This window comes from Gardnerella sialicivorans subsp. sialicivorans, from assembly GCF_056746795.1.
In genome coordinates this window covers 105,676-123,866 of sequence record NZ_JBWPXA010000004.1, presented here as the reverse complement: position 1 = coordinate 123,866, position 18,191 = coordinate 105,676, and the positions used below count along the sequence as shown (strand labels likewise).

Sequence of the window (18,191 nt, the reverse complement as noted above, 5' to 3'; positions counted from 1 at the left end):
ATCACGCACCAAACTCTTGCTGCATATCGTGCCAACGACGCTCAAGATCGTCGATGCCACCAATACCAGAGAATGCCTGCTCAGGGATCTCGTCGTAAACGCCATCGCAAATGCGCGTAAACGCCTCAATCGTCTCGTCTGCTGGAACATAAGAACCTGGACGGCCAGTAAACTTTTCGGCCACGTAGAAGTTCTGACCAAGGAACTGCTCAATCTTACGAGCGCGGCTAACAGTGGTCTTATCTTCTTCACCAAGCTCATCAATACCAATCAAAGCGATGATGTCTTGAAGCTCCTTATTACGCTGCAAAATGGCCTTTACGCGGTTAGCGCAATCGTAGTGAGCCTGGCCAACATAACGCGGATCCAAAATTCTAGAAGTAGAAGCCAAAGGATCCACAGCTGGGTAAATACCCTTAGCTGCAATGTCACGCGAAAGCTCGGTAGTTGCATCCAAGTGCGTAAATGTTGTTGCAGGCGCAGGATCGGTGTAATCATCTGCAGGCACGTAAATAGCCTGAAGCGAGGTAATGGAATGGCCGCGCGTAGAAGTGATTCGCTCCTGCAACGCACCCATCTCATCTGCCAAGTTTGGCTGATAACCAACTGCAGAAGGCATACGACCAAGCAACGTAGAAACCTCGGAACCAGCCTGAGTAAAGCGGAATATGTTATCAATAAACAGCAACACATCCTGATTTTGTACATCGCGGAAGTACTCAGCCATAGTCAAAGCGGTAAGAGGCACGCGAAGACGAGTCCCAGGAGGCTCATCCATCTGGCCAAAGACAAGCGCCGTCTTCTCCAAAACGCCAGCCTCTGCCATTTCGCCAATCAAATCGTTACCCTCACGAGTACGTTCGCCAACGCCAGCAAACACAGACACACCGCCGTGGTTCTGAGCAACGCGCTGAATCATCTCTTGAATCAACACGGTTTTACCAACGCCTGCGCCACCGAACAGACCAATCTTTCCGCCTTGCACGTAAGGAGTGAGCAAATCGATAACCTTAATGCCCGTTTCAAACATTTGAGTCTTAGACTCAAGCTGATCGAAAGCAGGTGGGTTGCGGTGGATTGGCCAACGCTCGGTCACCTCAATGTTTTCACCTGGTTTAGCGTTCAAAATGTTGCCAGTAACGTCAAAAACGTGACCTTTTGTAACATCTCCAACAGGCACAGAAATTGGGCCACCAGTATCTCGCACTAAAGCGCCACGAACCAAGCCGTCCGTAGGCTTAAGTGCCACTGCTCGCACAGTCGAATCCCCAAGGTGCTGCTCAACTTCCAACGTAATCTCGTGGACGGTATCTCCCTCCGTGTTTCCAACGGTGTTGATATCAACCTTGAGAGCATTGTAAATATCTGGAAGATAGCCAACTGGGAACTCAACGTCAATCACGGAACCCTGAACACGGGTTACGCGGCCAGCCGTTGGGTCGTCTTCCTTTGCATCTTCTGGAGGTGCTGTGGTCTGATTTTCAGCCATATGCTCCTATTCCTCCTCATTATTCAGCGCATCAGCGCTGCCGATAATCTCGGTAAGTTCTTGTGTGATGGAAGCCTGGCGAGAAGCATTAAGCTTTCTCGTTAAATCATCCACCAAATTGCGGGCGTTGTCTGTAGCCGTATGCATAGCATTTTGCCTACTAGCCGTTTCGGAAGCTGCAGATGTAAGCAAGCATTCGTGAATACGCGACTGAATATACTTTGGCAAAACCGCATCCAAAACTTCGTCCGGGCTAGGCTCAAAGCAATATTCCACAGCATCTGGATTGCTGCGACTAACAGCTTCTTCACGCGCCGAAACCGCACCCGTAGAAGAAAGCGAAGCCGAAGGGCCAGAAGCTGCTTCGTAGTCAGGACGATGCATAGCAAACTCTTCACCGTCTTTTAACGGAACCAGCTCAACTGGAAGCATGCGTAGAGTGCGAACCTTTTGCCTCACCATGTTTATAAACTCAGTGAACACAATGTAAAGCTCGCTAACGCCACCATCTTCTTCGGGAGTCATGTACGCGTCCATTAAAGTATCGGAGATTCGCTCTGCAATTGTTACATCAGGATGATCCGTAGATCCTTCCCAAGTGCCTGCAACGTCTCGATTACGATACTTGTAATAGGTTGCACCTCGGCGACCATACACGTACAACTCAGCGTGCTTTCCTTCGGCGTCTAGCTTTGCAAGTAGCGCCTCGGTTTCTCGAATAATCGAAGACGTAAACGCGCCCGCCATTCCGCGGTCGGAAGTCAACGCCAGCACGGCTACGCGATTACCCGCACGCTCTTTCCCAAAGATTGGATGCTTAATGTTTGCTTCGTGATGAGCTACCAACGCCTGCACGGCATCGAAAATTGCGTCGCTGTATGGCTTAGCGTTAAGCGCAATATCTCGCGCTTTTGCAATATGCGAAGACGCAATCATTTCCTGAGCCTTAAAGATTTTGCCCAAAGACTGTGTGGAAATAATTCTCGATTTCAATGCAAGTTGGGAAGACATACGCTACTTCCCCTCAGACTCGTTATTGCTTGAATCGCGACCATCCGACTTTGGCTTTGCAACAAGCTTTTCCTTCTCAACAGGAGCAGGATTTTCAGCAGGAGGCAAAGAATCCTTAACAATCAAAGGTTTGCCTGCAGAAGTCTTAAACGTTCTACGGAAATCTTCGATTGCGGAATCAAGCTTTGCTTCTGTCTCTTTTGTAAAGTCCTCGGTATCGCGAATCACCTGCAAAATGTCGGTTCCCTTATCGAGATAATCCAACATCTCACGTTCAAAGCGAAGCACGTCTTTTACAGGAATGTCGTCTAACTTTCCATGAGTACCAGCCCACACGGAAACAACTTCTTGCTCCATAGAGCGAGGCGAGAACTGCTTCTGCTTAAGCAACTCGGTTAGGCGAGCGCCACGAGTGAGCTGAGCCTTGGAAGCTGCATCCAAATCGGAAGCAAACATTGCAAAGGATTCCAAAGACTTGTAACGAGCCAACGAAATCTTAAGCATGCCAGAGACCTTCTTCAAAGCCTTAGCCTGAGCTGCGCCACCAACACGAGACACGGAAATACCAACATCGACTGCTGGGCGCTGACCTGCGTTGAACAAATCGGACTGCAAGAAGATCTGACCATCGGTGATGGAAATCACGTTAGTTGGAATGTATGCAGAAACGTCATTTGCCTTGGTCTCAATAATTGGCAAGCCAGTCATTGAGCCTCCGCCCATATCGTCGGAAAGCTTTGCGCATCTTTCTAGCAGACGAGAGTGAAGATAGAACACATCGCCTGGGTAAGCTTCACGCCCAGGTGGGCGACGAAGAAGCAAAGAAATCGAACGATATGCTTCTGCTTGCTTAGACAAGTCGTCGAAAACAATCAAAACGTGCTTGCCGTTGTACATCCAATGCTGGCCAATTGCAGAGCCAGTATATGGAGCAATATACTTAAAACCTGCAGAATCCGAAGCTGGGCTTGCAACGATTGTTGTGTACTTCATAGCGCCTGCTTCTTCGAGGCTTTGACGTACAGCAGCGATTGTTGAACCCTTTTGTCCGATTGCTACGTAAATGCAACGAACTTGCTTCTTTGGATCTCCGCTTTCCCAGTTTGTGCGCTGGTTAATAATCGTATCGATTGCGATTGCGGTTTTACCAGTTTGACGATCGCCAATAATCAACTGACGCTGACCGCGGCCGATTGGCGTCATTGCGTCAATAGCCTTTAAGCCAGTAGACAAAGGCTCGTCCACAGGGTGACGATGAATCACGTCTGGAGCCTGGGCTTCAAGAATACGACGCTCCTTGCACTCAATCGCGCCAAGACCATCAATTGGATTACCCAATGGGTCTACTGTACGACCAAGATAGGCGTCTCCCACTGGCACAGATAACACTTCGCCAGTGCGGTAAACTTCCTGCCCTTCTTCAATGCCCGTAAAATCGCCTAGAATAACCACGCCGATTTCGTGAGCATCAAGGTTAAACGCTAGACCCAAGGTGTCGTTCTCAAAGGTGAGCAGCTCGTTTGCCATGCAGCCAGTCAATCCAGCTACGTGCGCAATGCCGTCACCAGCCGTAACAACATAGCCAACTTCTTGCGTTGGCATGTCTGCTGGCTTGTACGAGTCAACAAACCCGTCAAGTGCCTTGCGTATAAGGGCGGGATCAATAGATAGTTCCGCCATAATTCTCCTTAATTTATTACTTCACTGCCTGTGTCCAAGCGCCATTGCGCGCAGAACGCTGCAACTGCTTAAGCTGCATTAACATTGTGCGGTCTGTTACTTGATCGCCAATACGTATACGCATTCCACCAAGCACGTTTGGATCTACGATTGGGTTTATGTATGCACGATGACCCAACTTTTTGGTGTAAATCTCAATCAAACGCTTGATTTGCTTATCCGTAAGAGGCTGAGCGGTTGTAACAGTAACCAAAGTTTCGCCTGCTTCGCGCTCAAAACCAGACCATGCGCCGCCAAAGCTGCCCGTCTTGCCACTCTCTGCGCCACCATGCCAAGTTCCTACCAGGTAGTGCATAATGCGCAAAACAACGGGATGCGCCTTACCTCCAATAAGCTCGTCTATTAAGCGAGATTTATCTTCCGAAGACCTATTTGGATCGGTAATGGCGTCAGAAAGCTCTGGATACTTTTCTAGCGTATCCATCATTGTTGAAAGCTCATCAGATATGCGCTGAGCTTCGTCATGAGCATCTGAAATGGCTTGCGCAAGCGAAGAACGCGATAAGTTTTCGCTTACTCGCGATGCCTTTTCTGGCATCCGTACCTCCTCATTTATGCAAAACTAAGTAGCGATTAGCAACACTAAGATTTAAGATTTAAGACATAAAACTTAAGACTTAGTGAAAGCTTGCTTTAACTACTTGTTTTGCGCCGAATCCTTAACGTCTCCTACTTCATCAATCACATGATCAATGATTTTGGAGCCTACGGTATCGTCATCTAGCTTAGAAGCAAGAATCTTTCCAGCTAACGCCGCAGCGAGTACCGAGACTTCTCCTTGGAGGCTAGTCATGGCGTGCTTATGCTGAGCTTCAATGGAATGCTGAGCTTCACTAATAATCTTCGCAGCATCTTTCTCTGCACGCTGTCTTGCTTCATCAACAATCTTGGAAGCTTGTGCTCGAGCCTGTTCGCGAGTCTTTGCAGCATCTGCTTGAGCATTAGAGAGTTCTTCTTCCATCTGGCTCTTTAACTCATCAGCTTCACGCTGCACGTTTGCTGCTTTGGCCATTCCGCCTTCGATTTTTTCTGCGCGCTCATCAAGAATTGCCTGGAATTTAGGCATAACGAACTTGTAGAAAAACGCTGCAAGAACAACTAAAATAACCAGCGACCATATAACGTCGTAAGGCTCCGGCAAGAACAACGCCAGTTTATTAGTTTCGGCTGCATATGCCATGGCTTGTCCTTTCTATTCTTTCAACACTTGTATGCGTTGGAACGAGTTGTTTCGTTCGGTTCAGCTTCCCATAATGTAGGCAACGAATCCGAGCAAGCCCAGAACCTCGATGAATGCCAAGCCAATAAACATGAACAACTGAATACGGTTGCCGACTTCTGGCTGACGTGCAGTGGATTCCATAGCCTTGGATACAACCATTGCCATTCCGATAGCAGGGGAAAGAGTAGCAACGGCAAAGCCGAGAATGCTAAGGTTGCCCGTCAATCCTGCGAGAGCGATGATACTATTCATTGGTTTCCTTTCTTTAGGAACAGTAACCAGTTATAAACCCTAAGATTATTAAACCTGATTTATTTGTTTGCTTTAATTAGTTTTAACTATCTATGCAACAGCAACAGCAGATTTTTCTTCTTTCTCGGGGTAACTTTCCGAAATATACACAGATGCAAGAACGGTAAAAATAAATGCCTGCAAGCCTGCAACTATTATTTCGAATACTGTAAACAGAATGCCACCAAGCAGCCACAATGCACCGCCTAAGGCAAGGAGTTTATTGCTGGAATCCACCACAAAGAAGTTGGTGAATACTAGGCAAGTGGCCACCAGCAAATGGCCAGCAATCATATTCGCAAACAAACGGATTGTAAGCGAAAGTGGTCGCACAATCAACAATTCCAGCAGCTGCAATGGCGTAAGAATAAAGTAAATCGGCCATGGCACGCCTGCTGGGAACAAGGATTCGCGGAAGAACGTTAGGAATCCTTTTTCTCTAATTCCAGTGATTAAGTATTGGCACACAACCCAAAGAGCAAACACTAATGGCCCTGTAATAGTTGCGGTTGCAGCCATATTTAAGCCTGGAATAACTGAGCAAAGATTAAAGAAGAATATTGTTATAAAAAGAGTTGTAATCATTGGCACATAACGCTTTCCGCGCTCTTCGCCAATCATTTCGTACACAATGTTAAATCGCACAAAGTCCATTAGAATTTCTAGCACGCTTTGGAATCTTCCTGGAACCACTTTTGCGCGAGATGCACCAATGCCAAAAATAATCATAACGATTACGGCCATAATAAGACGCACCATAATAATTCGATTCATGGCAAAAGGTGTGCCTTGGAATAAAATCTCTGGCGGCAAAAAGTCATTAATGCTTGGCATCTCTGGCTTTGCTGAAGCTAGCAACGCCGCAACATTTATATGCGCAGCTTTCGCTAAAACTTCGATAGCTCCACTCATTCGTGCCTCCTTGTAGGACTCTTTTACAATACAGTTGCGTTAAGTATAAAGTTATTCACAAGCTAGTTTGTAAAACCGTAAATCCTGTAAATTCATTCGTTGACATATGTGCGAAACGAAAATATATCTCTAAAAAGCTGATTCTACTCTTAGTTTGTACATTTGAGTTATATTTGAGTTATATTGCTGATTATTAACGAGTGTTGCGATTATAGCAAGTACGCAAATTCTTAATAACTCGCTTTAGTCACTTGTTTATTATACTCCACATTTGTTTAAAATTAAACTGCTTGCGCGATAAAATTATGCGAGAAACACGCCGAAGACTTGACAAATCCAAATTTGCCCCTATCGTAGATAGAGCTGCTAAAAGTAGCCGACGCGGGGTGGAGCAGCTCGGTAGCTCGCTGGGCTCATAACCCAGAGGTCCATGGTTCAAATCCATGCCCCGCTACGAGAAAGCCAAGAATCGCATATTTCTCACGAATGCGAATCTTGGCTTTTCTTTTACTAACTAACAGCTCCTGCAAGCTTTCTGCGAACATACTCACTTCTGCTTATATGGTAACTTTTCGACGCTTTTGTTATGCTTTCAAGCTGCGCTTTAGGTAGTTTTATTGTCATACTAACTAAAGGTTCATCTTGTGCAGAGGCCATATGTAACCCATAATATACAGGTCCTATTACTCCATCATCTTGGTTCTCATCTTCCAAAATCTCAACATCCTTGTCAATTTGCTCGGATGTCATTCCAAATTTTCTTAGCAGACTCTCTTCGTTCATTTTCAATACCCTCTTTTAGCTAACTCAATTTTAATCTTTTTAGTTGGCGGAGTCATTGCGTGATATATCTGATATATCAATAAAGAAGGATCGCTAGGCGGCGGCGAGCACGATTCAAACGCTCATCGCCAGCAGGAAGCATAGCAAAATACTCAAGCATGCGGTTTTTAATTGCCTCTGCGCAATCTTTGTGAGAAGCAAGAAAATCAAGAAGTCTGCCAAAAGCATCGTCAATATGACCATCGATCATATCTACATCTGCTACAGCAAGCTGAGCGGAAACATCGCCAGGATTATCGCCAGCAGCCTTGCGCACAGCCTCCACGTTTGTATTCGTATTTCTGCTAAGAAGCAAAGCCTTAGCACGCTCACGAGATGCCAATTCGTCATTCGGATTAGCTTGCAATACTTTTTCATACTCGCGCGCAGCAAGAGCATAATCGCCATTCATAGCTGCATCGTGCGCAATTTTGTGCTCAGGAGGGACGCTGGAGGAATCGCCAGAATCCGCAGAGTCGCCAGAATCCGCAAAATTATCGTCTACACTAGAATCTGCCGAATCAACATAAGGAGCCGTTCCAGCAACACCAGACTTTTCCGCAACCTTAACTAATTGCGGCAAAATGGCACTACAAATCTGATTCAACTCATCTTCACTAGGCAATCCTTGGCAAATAGGCATTGGCCTGCCCCCAACCAATCCATATACAGCTGGAAGCTGCTGAGCACGCAAAGCTTGAGCAATCGATGGGCTTTCATCCGCATCAATTCGCGCAAGCTGCATTCTGCCATCTAAGGCGCTAACAGAATCCGCAAGCTTTTGCGCTAAGTCGTAAGAAGTTTCGTCACTTTTTTGCCAAACAAGCAAAATAATTGGAAAACTTACGGAAGTTTGAACCATTGCCTGGAAAGTTTGATCGTTAACATCAATCACATATCCGCCTGCAGGCGGAATTTTAGACTGCGGTTTGCCAGATTTTTCGGCAGCTTCTCGCTTTGCAAGAGCCTCCGCTTTGCGCTTTACGCCTTCTAAGTCTACTGCTCCAGCAAGCGAAAATCCGCCTGGATTCATGCCCATAGATTGTGAATCAACCATATTTCCTCTTTTGCTTATATTGCTTTACAAATATCTCTAAAACGTTAAACGCATTACAGCAAGCCTAAAGCGCTTCTACAACGCTTCCACTTTTATAGGCTGACGCTCCGCTCCAACAGGAATAATCTTTGCATCCGAGCCAGCAGGAGGCACAACCATAGCAACAACGTTCACATAAGTTACGCGCATTGTAGAAGTGGCTTTAGAATCCCCAAATAACGCTTTTTCTTCGTCTGAAGCTGGCCTAGATTCGCGGCCTTCTCCCGCTTTTCTAGTCCAAACTGAATCAATGCGAGCAATAACCAAATCACTCCCATCGCTTGCACGCATAACGCTAATCTGGTTTGTTACAGGAGTAAAAACTTGTTCTTGAGATCCCTTATTTCGCTCCATTCCAGCTTGAACTGTTTTAGAAAGCTCGCTTAGCCTTGATCGCAAGTAATCGTCAGCAAAATACTTTGCAAACTTGCTCGATTCTCCTCTTTGCAAAACATCCGCATATGCAGTCGCAGCCGCGTGTGGAGACATAACAAGCCCCGAATCATTAGCTTTGCCCATAGAAGCTCCGATTGAAGGAACTGGGAATTTTGGCAAATGCACACCAGGAAAAAGCCTTGCAACAGCCCAAAGCTTGTAGTTTGAGCGCGCGCTATCTTGGCGAATCACCAACAATCGTTTAGACTGCTGGTCTTTTGTTGTTGTGGTAATTGTCATTAAATCGCGCGGCCAACTTGCGTTTGTTGGCACAATTGTTTGAGCAACTTCACGCGGAATAGTGGTTTTTGCATCTAGCTTGCCCGTTTTTGCAGCAATCGCCAGCTCACTTGCGCGCACAAGAGCCGAAGGACCACTCATGTATTCCGCAAGATTACTTGCGTTTTTCTCTTCGTTAGCTTTTTCTAAAGAGCGCAAAACTCTTAAACGTATATCTTTTTCTTTGATTGGAGTTACATCTGGAAGCTCTTTAACGCTAGAGCCTTCTGCAGCCTTAGGAACTTGGCCTTCGCAAGCGCAAAGCGTAAGGCACATTGCCGAAGCAATTACCGAAGCACACGCAAAACGCGCGTAGTGCTTGATTTTATGCGCATAAAACATAGTCACACTTTCCAAAATACGTTACTTTTTGCGGTTTTTTGAAGGTTTTGAGGAGCCATTTTGGGAGCCACTTTGAGGACCGTTTTGGCGGCTGCCATTTTGATGGCTAGCATTATTAGAGCCATTTGCATCACGATTGGCATTATTGCTGGCGTTATTGCTGACCTTGTTGCCGTTGGAATTTCCGCCACTTGCAGCGCCACTCGTGCGACTCTCATAGCCTTTATGCTTTCGATTTTTGCCACGGTTTTGGCTTCTGTTGTCACGCTGGTTAAACTGGTTGCGAGACTTGCGACTTGCTTCACCAGGCTTTGCGCTACTCGAATCGCCAGCCTCCGACGATTTGCCAAGATTTTCGCCAATGCGATTATCGCTCTTACGATTATCGTCGTCTTTACGAAACTCTGCATACATTATGCCATCTCGATTTTTATGTTCACCGCGATTGGTCTTCTTGGAGTCGTCAGCAAAATTTTCTTTGCGATCGTTGCGATCCTTGCGATCCTTATACGATTCCTTCTTGTAGCGCTTTTTTGCAAAGCCAGTTTGTGATTTAGATGCGCCTTGTGATTTTTGTGATTTTCCAGACTTCCTTGCAATTCCCGAATTTCTAGATTCGCTAGATTCGCTAGATTCCGCAGATTCATGCAAATCCTTCGATTGCTCCGATCGATTCGCGCTAGACAAGTCGAAAGACTCCGCTGCATTATTCCCTGCCGCATTATTCTCCGCAGCGTTATTCCCTGCAGCGTTATTCACCGCCGCAAAATCGCCCTTAAAATCAGAACCCGACTCGCTCGCAAGCCTTGCAAAATAAGCTTGCAAATCATCTTTAGAAATAACAGTTGTTTCGTCTAAATCCGCAGTAGGGGAAGAATTTAGACCAGACTTTACGCTTATAGAAGAATCTCCAGCGGCTTGCGACTTTGTTGTACGCGTTCTTGCGTGAACTCCGTGACGCGCATGCGCACCAGAACCCACCTTATGCTTAGACTTTTTGTCTTTGCGACTGCCAAAAATGCCAGCTATTGTTCCAGCCAAAGCCTCCGAGAACTTAACTTCTTCTTGGCTATTGTTTTCAACACTAATCAATCCCGTTCTGCTTGCAACAAGTCGCTTGTTTCGTCTGCGATGTGGAGCCATTGCAAACACAGAAGCCGAAAGACCACATAGCAAAATAAACAGCGCTCCTACAAAATACATAGGAGTAGCAAAATCAGGAAGATTATGCCTGCGCCAACGCAATTCAACGAAAGCTTCGGGAGAATTCTTACCAAGATCGATTATAAGAACCCTGCGTGCAATTTTTGATTGCAACTCCGACGACAATTTTTGATGAGAAGTCTGCGATTGCGCGCCATTTTGAGCATCACTTTGCACGTTATTTTTCGCCTGCAATCCCTCTTGCGACTCCTGCTTTAACGCTAAATCCGCCGCATTCCCCACTTGCTCAAAGTCGGCAGCATTTACAAACAACTTTGCCAAACCCATTTGGCAAGTGGCATTAGTCCATAAATCGGAATCCTTAAAATCAACGTCTTTAGAAGCATCTTTAGAAACGTCTTTAGAAACCTTAGAATCGGCCGTTTTTGCGCTATCTACACGCGCGTTATCGTCTGCCTTCATAACATCGGTAGAAAGACTACTCCAGTTATTAAGGCCCGTTATTCGCTGAACGGAATAACCCTTAGTCCATCCACGAACATCTTTAGCTAAGCCAACTGCAACGCAAATCGGCTTGCGACTATTTAGTGCCGCAACGCTAATCTTTACTCTATAGTCAACAATATTCAAAACGCCTGGATCTGTAACAATGTATCTAGACCCATACACGTTTGCATGCGCCGAAACAATAGAGCTTGGCTTCCAAACAGTTGCGTTAAGCACACCAAGAACAATACTAAGAGCAGCAAGAATGCCAAAAATTGGGGCCACTACTCCTCGCATAAACCTAGCTCGTTTTGTAGGACGTTGCATCAAACCTCTTTCTTAAGCTTGGCACGCCGCCAATTAGTAACCCCGCACGCGCACAAACTTATTAACGTAATTCTAAATTCGTTATATTGTATCCACTGCTATCTATTCTACAATCTTTACTAATCTTTTATAAGGTTTGATGTTTTGCGCAATAAATCACACTTGAATCGCGACTAAATCGCACTAAAATCGCGCTAAAATCGCGCTAAAATCGCTAGTTAAATCACACTAAAATCGCACCAAAATCACATGCAAGTTATAGTCTTAAACTTATGACAAAAACCAAATTAAATTTGACTAAATCAGTTATAACTCGAGTAATTTGTGCTGCGAGCGCAATTGCCATGTGCTTTGGATTAGCATCTTGTAGCGCAAACAGCGAGTCAAGCAATGGTGCAGCAAGCAGTGAAGCAAACGCAGCTGGAATGAGCGTTTTAAGTGGCGTTAAGGCTAGCGGAGCTTTAGGAAAGCAGCCAAAGGTTGAGTTAACAGCGCCTATAGATGTTAAGCCAAATTCTTACGCCATTTTGCAAGACGGAAATGGCACTAAAATCCCAGAAAATAGTCGCGTATGCGCTAATGGCATTGTATACAACGCTAAAAGCGGCAAAGAGCTTATGAACACATGGAAGCAAGGCAAGCCAGACTGCTCAATTGTTGTTAAAAAGGGTGTTACTAGCAAGTCTTACTACACGCTGCTTAAGGGCAGGAAGATTAATTCCACGATTGCGTTTGGAATTCCTGCAAATCCACAAACTAAGCAAGACGCGTACGTAATGGTGTTAACTCTTGTTTCTGCAATGAAAACTCTTGATCGTGCAACAGGCAACAAAGTTAAGGATATTCCTGAAAATCTGCCGAAGGTAACTCTTAGTAAAACTGGAGAACCATCGTTAGATAAAAATAACTACGTGCCAGACGGAAAGTTGGTTTCTCAGACTTTGATTGAAGGAACTGGCAAAACGGTGGACGCAAAAAGCACAGTCACCGCTCATTACACTGGATGGACTACTGATAAAGACGGAAAATTGTATCAATTTGATTCATCATGGAAGCGCGGTACTCCTGCAGACTTCTCGCTAGCTGGTCAAGTTATTCCAGGATGGACTAAAGGCTTAGCTGGAAAGAAAGTTGGATCTCAAGTTCTTTTGGTTATTCCACCAGAAGATGGATATGGCAAAGAAGATAAGAAGGATGCACAAGGAAACGTAACGATTCCTGCAAATTCAACGCTTTACTTTGTTGTAGATATTCTCTACGCTTCGTGATTTAGTTGCGAATTCAGTTGCAAGTTAACTTGCGATTAAACTGCGATTAATGTTATGCCGCGCTTGAATAAATCTTGCGCGGCATTTTTATACGCGCTACGACCTGCCTTTTCGCTTAGAGCGTAGCGCGAAAAGGTAATTCGGAGCGCTGAGCTTGCTCAGAGTTGAAAGCACGGTGTGCTTTCAACGCAAGCGAAGACGTGAGCGCGCTGTAACGCGCGAACGACACGACCTGCCTGAGCGCTTTGAGCGTAGCGCGAAAAGCGCTTTGACTGAGCTTGAAAATTGCATAACGCATTTCAAGCTCCTTCAAAGCGTGATTTGGCTCAAACGTAAAGTCCAGTGGACTTTACGCGCGGCGAAGACGTGAGCGCGCTGTAACGCGCGAACTATTTGCCAAATTTGGTACAAAGTCGGGGAACCGCCAGCGTTACAAATGTCTCGCGAGAGAGACAAATGTAACAAATCTTGGGCAAATCTCGAAGGCAGTAGGAGCAAAAAAGCCAGAGCTAAATGCCCTGGCTTTTGGCTAATCGTAAGCTAATTAACACCGCGCGGCTTACGCGTATGCGTGCGAATCAAGTATTCCTGGCTATCTACCAATGGCCTGCCTTCTGCATCGCGAGAATGCAACGTGTAAGTGCCGTCGCCATCCATCCACCAAGAAACCGTTGAATCCGCCATTTGCAAGTCAATGTACTGAATCAACGCTTCCACCTGATCTGGAGCGCTTATGCGAACCAGCGTTTCAACGCGCCTATCAAGGTTGCGGTGCATTAGATCTGCCGAACCAATCCACACTTCTGGACCGCTTGCAGGACCATCGCCAATTTGCGGACCGCAAGAATTAGCAAAAGCGTAGATTCGGCTGTGCTCAAGGAATCTGCCAAGAATAGAGCGAACGCGAATATTCTCGCTCAAGCCTTCAATGCCAGGCTTTAGCGAGCAAATTCCACGCTCCACAATGTCAATCTTTACGCCAGCTTGAGCTGCACGATACAAAGCGTCAATCGTCTTTTCGTCAACAACAGAATTGACTTTAATCTTAATCCACGCTTCTTTTCCAGCAAGAGCCGCCGCCTCTTCCCTGCGGATTCGCTCAATAATGCCAGTTCGAACTGTGCGAGGAGCTACAAGCAAGCGATGGAAGCTAGACTTTGGAGCATAACCCGAAAGCTGATTAAACAAGCGAGTCAAATCTTGACCAACTACAGGATCGCAAGTAAGCAAGCCCAAATCTGTGTAAAGGCGAGCCGTCTTAGGATTGTAGTTGCCAGTTCCAACGTGGCAATAGCGGCGCAATCCCTCGGCTTCTTGGCGAACCACAAGCGAAAGCTTGCAATGCGTCTTTAATCCAACAATGCCGTAAACAACGTGAACGCCTGCACGCTCAAGCTTACGCGCCCAAGCAATGTTGGCATCTTCGTCGAATCGCGCTTTAATCTCAACAAGCGCAAGCACCTGCTTGCCAGCGTGAGCCGCGTCTACAAGAGCGTCAATAATCGGCGAATTGCTAGACGTGCGGTACAGCGTTTGCTTAATTGCAAGCACTTTTGGATCTGCTGCCGCCTGTGCCAAGAACGCTTGAACAGAAGTAGAGAAGGAATCGTAAGGGTGATGCAACAAAATATCGTGCTCGCGAATCGAAGCGAAAATATCTTGCGCGTGGCTAGTTTCCACTTCTGCAATCTGACGATTTGTAGTAGGAATAAACGGACGATACTTCAAATCTGGTCGATCGAGCGCTTGCAATTCAAAAAGAACCGTCATATCTAGCGGCGAAGGCAAACGATAGACTTCCTCAGGGCTTACGCGCAATTGATTGGCAAGAAGCTGAGACAAGAATGGGCTAGCTTCGTCGGAAATCTCAAGACGAATAGGCGGTCCAAACCTGCGGCGCAAAAGCTCCTTTTCCATAGCGTTGAGCAAGTTTTCTGCATCGTCTTCCTCAACGTCAATATCTTCGTTACGCGTAACGCGGAAAGATCGCGCTTCCTTAATAATCATGCCTGGGAAAAGCGATTCCAAATGCGCTGCAATCAACTTTTCCATAGTAATGAATCCGTAGCGCTCTTCGCGGCCTTCTTCGTCTGTTAAATCATCAACTGGAACAAGACGATTCAAATTATCTGGAATCTTTACGCGAGCAAAATGCGACTTTCCAGAATTTGGATTTTCTACAATAACAGCCAAGTTGATTGACTTGCCAGAAATATATGGGAACGGGTGTGCAGGATCTACCGCAAGTGGCGTTAATACTGGAAAAACCTGCTTGCGATAATAGTCTGAAAGCCTATCTTTTTCGGATTGAGTGAGCTTATCCCAGCTGAGCATAACAATGCGCTGCTTAGCAAGCTCTGGCAAAATGTGGTCAATAACATAATGCGCATGCTCATCTTGACGACGATGCGTAACATCACTAATTGCGCGCAATTGTTGACGTGGACTAAGCCCACTTGCTGCGGTTACTGCGATTCCTGAGTCGATTCTGCGCTTTAAGCCTGCAACTCGAACCATAAAGAACTCGTCTAGGTTGGAGGCAAAGATGGCTGCAAAATTAGCGCGTTCAAGAAGTGGTAAATCGGTATTTTGCGCTAACTCAAGCACGCGACGATTGAACTTTAACCAGCTAAGCTCGCGGTCAAAGAAGCGATCTTTTGGCAACGGTAGCTCGCCCTCACGAGCTTCACGCTTTTCTGCCTTTTCGTCTTCGGCGATGTGCTCTGCAATCTGGCCGCGCAGAATCGCCTTTGAGGGAGCGTCAAAAATTTGTACCATACTCCGTAATTGTATGCGCTGTAAGGGATGTGCGCGACTGAGTGTCGGCGGCGGCTAGTGTTCGACACGCCGACATCTTCAATATGTGAACGCATTTGAACATGACAACCATTGCATGTTCACAAAATGATGCAAAACCATCTATTTTTTATGTGCGAATGAACACTAATTACAATATATTAACAAAAGCGATTTTGCACTTTACTCTTAAGTAAAAAGCAGCGATAATAATAATCACAAGAACAAATTAAAAGAGCGGTAACCCACAAAAATGTATGGATGTTAGATTCCAATTACGTTGGACGGATACTTAAGACTTTTACCGTTGCAACGAGGATGTTGTGCAGATGAATCCGCAAGATTGTTTTTGTAGTAAGAGGCTCGCCAAGGTGGTGAGCCTCTTTTGATATATGACTATTTGATATTTACTCGCAGTGTCGTGTTCATAGGGGAAACTATCAAAGAATAATTGTTGGAATAATAATTGCTGTATTCATTTTCTTAGCTTCTTTGAAAATGATTTATTAAGTAGCAGCAAAACAATTAAGAAGGATCGAAGGACCATGCAACATTCATTTACAGTAATGTTGGCAGCCGAGTTTATTGGAACTGCCATTCTCATGATTTTTGGCAATGGAGCTGTTGCCAATGTTGAACTTAAAAACACTAAAGGTCATCACGCAGGCTGGTTAAACATTGCTATGGGCTACGGTTTTGGCGTTATGTTCCCAGTGCTCATGTTTGGCGGAATTTCTGGTGCGCACATAAATCCTGCTATGACAATTGCACAAGCTGTAAATGGCATGTTCCCTTGGCAAAATGTTGCACCTTATATTGTGGCGCAGCTTTTGGGCGCATTGGTCGGTCAGCTTATTGTGTACGTAACTTATTTGCCACATTACAACGAGACAGAAGAGCCAGAGGCAATTCTTGGCACTTTCTGCACTACAGACGCTTACAATAACAAGCTTAACTACTTCCTAAACGAATTCTTTGGCACGCTCGTGCTTGTTTTGGCAGCTCTTTGCTGCCTTACTTCTCCTTGGGGAGAGAAGAATTTGGCTGGCGCTTCAATCGTAGTTGGCTTTGTTGTTTGGGGATTGGTGACTTCTATGGGCGGCCCGACTGGTCCTGCTTTGAATCCTGCTCGAGACCTTATGCCGCGCTTACTTCACGCCATTTTGCCGATTCCACACAAGGGTTCTTCTCGCTGGGGCGAGGCGTGGATTCCAGTGGTTGCTCCTACTGCTGGCGCAATTTTGGGTGTGCTTATGTTTAAGTCGCTATTTGCGTAAAACGGTTGCTTTTAACTGTTATTGATTGCGGTTGATTGCGATTAATTGCGATTAATTGCGGTTGTAAGAAGCGCGTAATGCTAGTATGAATGCGTTACGCGCTTTTTATTTTACAAGTTTATGTTTTGCAAGCTTGTGCTTATTAAAAAGGTATTAAGAAAGACGGAATAATGTTTTCGAAGTCAACTATTGCAATTGGACGTTTCGCACCCACTCCTTCTGGGCGCATGCATATTGGCAATATGGTAGCAATGTTGGCTGCTTGGCTTTCTGCAAAATCGCAAGGCGGAAGCATGATTTTGCGTCTGGAAGATCTTGATATTGCGCGAATGCCGAAGGATGCCAGCGCGCGAGTGATTGACGATTTGCATTGGGCTGGTCTTGATTGGGTTGGCGAGCCGACTTATCAGCATGAGCGCACTGCAATCTACCAAGAAGCTCTTGATGCGCTAGAATCTTTGCAAGACGACGACGGAAATTCGTTAATCTACCCTTGTTTTTGCTCGCGTTCCGATATTCGCGCAATTGCAGCGCCGCAAGAAGGCGACGGTTTTATACGCTATCCGAGGACGTGCAGAAATCTTCGCGAAACTTCGGAAGGCTTGGCACAAATCGAAAAGCGTTTGCAAAATAATCAGCAACATTCTTTGCGACTTGCTGTTCCCTCGGCTGATTCGCCGCAAGCAAATGTGAGTTTTGAAGATGCGATTTTTGGCGCGCAATCGTTTAACATTAATCGCGATTTGGGAGATATGGTGGTTCGCCGCGCGGATGGCGTTTTTTCCTACCAGCTTGCGGTTGTTGTTGACGACGTTTTGAGCGGAGTAAATGATATTGTGCGCGGACGCGATTTGCTGCGTTCGGCGGCGCTTCAAATTTGGATTGGTGAGCTGCTAGAAAAATCGGGATTTTTTGCGGCTCATGGCGTGCATTATGTGCGTCCGCAATTTGCGCACTTGCCACTAATTGATAACGCTCAAGGCGAGCGACTCGCCAAAAGTAAGCACTCGCTAGACGTTGGTGCGCTTCGTGAATCTGGCTGGAGTGCCGAGCGCATGATTGGTTACTGCATGTATCTTTTGGGATACAAGAATCCTGAGCAAACTCGCCCAGCAGATATGAGTGCAAACGATGCGCTTGCGTTGTTTGAAAGCGACGAAACGCCGTGGGATTCTGTTCGCGCAAACCTAGCCGACAAATCCGTGCCCTTCCTCGACTAAACTATGTATTTAGA

At 45.9% G+C, this 18,191-nt stretch carries 16 protein-coding genes and 1 tRNA gene; 4 read left to right on the top strand and 13 right to left on the bottom strand.

All coding sequences use genetic code 11. The features are described 5' to 3' along the window. Window position 1: 1 nt before the first annotated feature. The 7 genes from atpD to atpB all read right to left on the bottom strand — a co-directional run bounded on the left by atpD (window position 2) and on the right by atpB (window position 6,665). Complete coding sequence (atpD, locus tag AC1EKB_RS03950; RefSeq protein ID WP_004131537.1) at window positions 2-1,489, bottom strand: F0F1 ATP synthase subunit beta; 1,488 nt, start codon at window positions 1,487-1,489, stop codon at window positions 2-4. Between the two features lie 6 nt (window positions 1,490-1,495). Beyond that, a complete protein-coding gene (locus AC1EKB_RS03945) occupies window positions 1,496-2,500 on the bottom strand; it encodes a F0F1 ATP synthase subunit gamma (RefSeq protein ID WP_415691407.1) in 1,005 nt (334 codons plus the stop codon). 3 nt (window positions 2,501-2,503) lie between these two features. Further along, on the bottom strand, window positions 2,504-4,180 hold the full coding sequence (gene atpA / locus AC1EKB_RS03940; RefSeq protein ID WP_415694488.1) for a F0F1 ATP synthase subunit alpha: 1,677 nt from the start codon (window positions 4,178-4,180) through the stop codon (window positions 2,504-2,506). A gap of 16 nt (window positions 4,181-4,196) precedes the next feature. Then, window positions 4,197-4,778, bottom strand: a complete 582-nt coding sequence (locus AC1EKB_RS03935) for a F0F1 ATP synthase subunit delta (RefSeq protein ID WP_102704814.1) — start codon at window positions 4,776-4,778, stop codon at window positions 4,197-4,199. 99 nt (window positions 4,779-4,877) lie between these two features. Continuing rightward, window positions 4,878-5,420, bottom strand: a complete 543-nt coding sequence (locus AC1EKB_RS03930; RefSeq protein WP_004133623.1) for a F0F1 ATP synthase subunit B — start codon at window positions 5,418-5,420, stop codon at window positions 4,878-4,880. Between the two features lie 60 nt (window positions 5,421-5,480). Then, window positions 5,481-5,714, bottom strand: coding sequence for an ATP synthase F0 subunit C (gene atpE / locus AC1EKB_RS03925; RefSeq protein WP_004105752.1), 234 nt, complete (start codon window positions 5,712-5,714; stop codon window positions 5,481-5,483). 90 nt (window positions 5,715-5,804) lie between these two features. Further along, window positions 5,805-6,665: a F0F1 ATP synthase subunit A gene (gene atpB / locus AC1EKB_RS03920; RefSeq protein WP_415694487.1), complete on the bottom strand. Its 861-nt coding sequence runs from the start codon at window positions 6,663-6,665 to the stop codon at window positions 5,805-5,807. 380 nt (window positions 6,666-7,045) lie between these two features. Between atpB and AC1EKB_RS03915 the strand changes: the two genes are divergently transcribed. Beyond that, window positions 7,046-7,119 (top strand) — tRNA-Met (locus AC1EKB_RS03915). Between the two features lie 56 nt (window positions 7,120-7,175). Here AC1EKB_RS03915 and AC1EKB_RS03910 read toward each other — a convergent pair. The 4 genes from AC1EKB_RS03910 to AC1EKB_RS03895 all read right to left on the bottom strand — a co-directional run bounded on the left by AC1EKB_RS03910 (window position 7,176) and on the right by AC1EKB_RS03895 (window position 11,616). Next, complete coding sequence (locus AC1EKB_RS03910) at window positions 7,176-7,448, bottom strand: hypothetical protein (protein WP_004131531.1); 273 nt, start codon at window positions 7,446-7,448, stop codon at window positions 7,176-7,178. Window positions 7,449-7,524: 76 nt separating this feature from the next. Then, window positions 7,525-8,544, bottom strand: a complete 1,020-nt coding sequence (locus tag AC1EKB_RS03905; protein ID WP_415694486.1) for a co-chaperone YbbN — start codon at window positions 8,542-8,544, stop codon at window positions 7,525-7,527. Between the two features lie 75 nt (window positions 8,545-8,619). Then, window positions 8,620-9,639, bottom strand: coding sequence for a DUF8094 domain-containing protein (locus AC1EKB_RS03900; RefSeq protein ID WP_415694598.1), 1,020 nt, complete (start codon window positions 9,637-9,639; stop codon window positions 8,620-8,622). A 21-nt stretch (window positions 9,640-9,660) separates the two neighbouring features. Next, window positions 9,661-11,616 carry a hypothetical protein gene (locus tag AC1EKB_RS03895; protein ID WP_415694485.1) on the bottom strand — a complete coding sequence of 652 codons (1,956 nt, stop codon included), beginning with the start codon at window positions 11,614-11,616 and terminating at the stop codon, window positions 9,661-9,663. A 272-nt stretch (window positions 11,617-11,888) separates the two neighbouring features. On the opposite strand from AC1EKB_RS03895, the gene AC1EKB_RS03890 reads away from it, so the two are divergent. Continuing rightward, entirely contained in the window at window positions 11,889-12,884 is a 996-nt protein-coding gene (locus AC1EKB_RS03890; protein WP_415694484.1) for an FKBP-type peptidyl-prolyl cis-trans isomerase, read from the top strand. Between the two features lie 115 nt (window positions 12,885-12,999). Here the strand turns inward: AC1EKB_RS03890 and AC1EKB_RS03885 are convergent, their stop codons facing one another. Continuing rightward, a complete protein-coding gene (locus AC1EKB_RS03885; protein WP_481248903.1) occupies window positions 13,000-13,182 on the bottom strand; it encodes a hypothetical protein in 183 nt (60 codons plus the stop codon). A 242-nt stretch (window positions 13,183-13,424) separates the two neighbouring features. Then, entirely contained in the window at window positions 13,425-15,662 is a 2,238-nt protein-coding gene (locus tag AC1EKB_RS03880) for an RNA degradosome polyphosphate kinase (protein ID WP_415694483.1), read from the bottom strand. 563 nt (window positions 15,663-16,225) lie between these two features. Here AC1EKB_RS03880 and AC1EKB_RS03875 point away from each other — a divergent pair. Both AC1EKB_RS03875 and AC1EKB_RS03870 read left to right on the top strand, forming a co-directional pair. Continuing rightward, the gene (locus AC1EKB_RS03875) at window positions 16,226-16,957 is read left to right on the top strand and encodes an MIP/aquaporin family protein (RefSeq protein WP_415701198.1); all 732 of its coding nucleotides are present in this window, start codon (window positions 16,226-16,228) and stop codon (window positions 16,955-16,957) included. Between the two features lie 170 nt (window positions 16,958-17,127). Then, complete coding sequence (locus tag AC1EKB_RS03870; RefSeq protein ID WP_481248902.1) at window positions 17,128-18,177, top strand: glutamyl-Q tRNA(Asp) synthetase; 1,050 nt, start codon at window positions 17,128-17,130, stop codon at window positions 18,175-18,177. Window positions 18,178-18,191 lie beyond the last annotated feature (14 nt).

Bases quoted from the DNA above. Each gene is read 5' to 3' on its own strand.
- AC1EKB_RS03910 (WP_004131531.1), bottom strand. From the start codon at position 7,448: ATGAACGAAGAGAGTCTGCTAAGAAAATTTGGAATGACATCCGAGCAA.
- AC1EKB_RS03885 (WP_481248903.1), bottom strand. From the start codon at position 13,182: ATGCGTTATGCAATTTTCAAGCTCAGTCAAAGCGCTTTTCGCGCTACG.
- AC1EKB_RS03930 (WP_004133623.1), bottom strand. From the start codon at position 5,420: ATGGCATATGCAGCCGAAACTAATAAACTGGCGTTGTTCTTGCCGGAG.
- AC1EKB_RS03905 (WP_415694486.1), bottom strand. From the start codon at position 8,544: ATGGTTGATTCACAATCTATGGGCATGAATCCAGGCGGATTTTCGCTT.
- AC1EKB_RS03875 (WP_415701198.1), top strand. From the start codon at position 16,226: ATGCAACATTCATTTACAGTAATGTTGGCAGCCGAGTTTATTGGAACT.
- atpE (WP_004105752.1), bottom strand. From the start codon at position 5,714: ATGAATAGTATCATCGCTCTCGCAGGATTGACGGGCAACCTTAGCATT.
- AC1EKB_RS03900 (WP_415694598.1), bottom strand. From the start codon at position 9,639: ATGTTTTATGCGCATAAAATCAAGCACTACGCGCGTTTTGCGTGTGCT.
- atpA (WP_415694488.1), bottom strand. From the start codon at position 4,180: ATGGCGGAACTATCTATTGATCCCGCCCTTATACGCAAGGCACTTGAC.
- AC1EKB_RS03870 (WP_481248902.1), top strand. From the start codon at position 17,128: ATGTTTTCGAAGTCAACTATTGCAATTGGACGTTTCGCACCCACTCCT.
- atpD (WP_004131537.1), bottom strand. From the start codon at position 1,489: ATGGCTGAAAATCAGACCACAGCACCTCCAGAAGATGCAAAGGAAGAC.
- AC1EKB_RS03895 (WP_415694485.1), bottom strand. From the start codon at position 11,616: ATGCAACGTCCTACAAAACGAGCTAGGTTTATGCGAGGAGTAGTGGCC.
- AC1EKB_RS03945 (WP_415691407.1), bottom strand. From the start codon at position 2,500: ATGTCTTCCCAACTTGCATTGAAATCGAGAATTATTTCCACACAGTCT.
- AC1EKB_RS03890 (WP_415694484.1), top strand. From the start codon at position 11,889: ATGACAAAAACCAAATTAAATTTGACTAAATCAGTTATAACTCGAGTA.
- atpB (WP_415694487.1), bottom strand. From the start codon at position 6,665: ATGAGTGGAGCTATCGAAGTTTTAGCGAAAGCTGCGCATATAAATGTT.
- AC1EKB_RS03880 (WP_415694483.1), bottom strand. From the start codon at position 15,662: ATGGTACAAATTTTTGACGCTCCCTCAAAGGCGATTCTGCGCGGCCAG.
- AC1EKB_RS03935 (WP_102704814.1), bottom strand. From the start codon at position 4,778: ATGCCAGAAAAGGCATCGCGAGTAAGCGAAAACTTATCGCGTTCTTCG.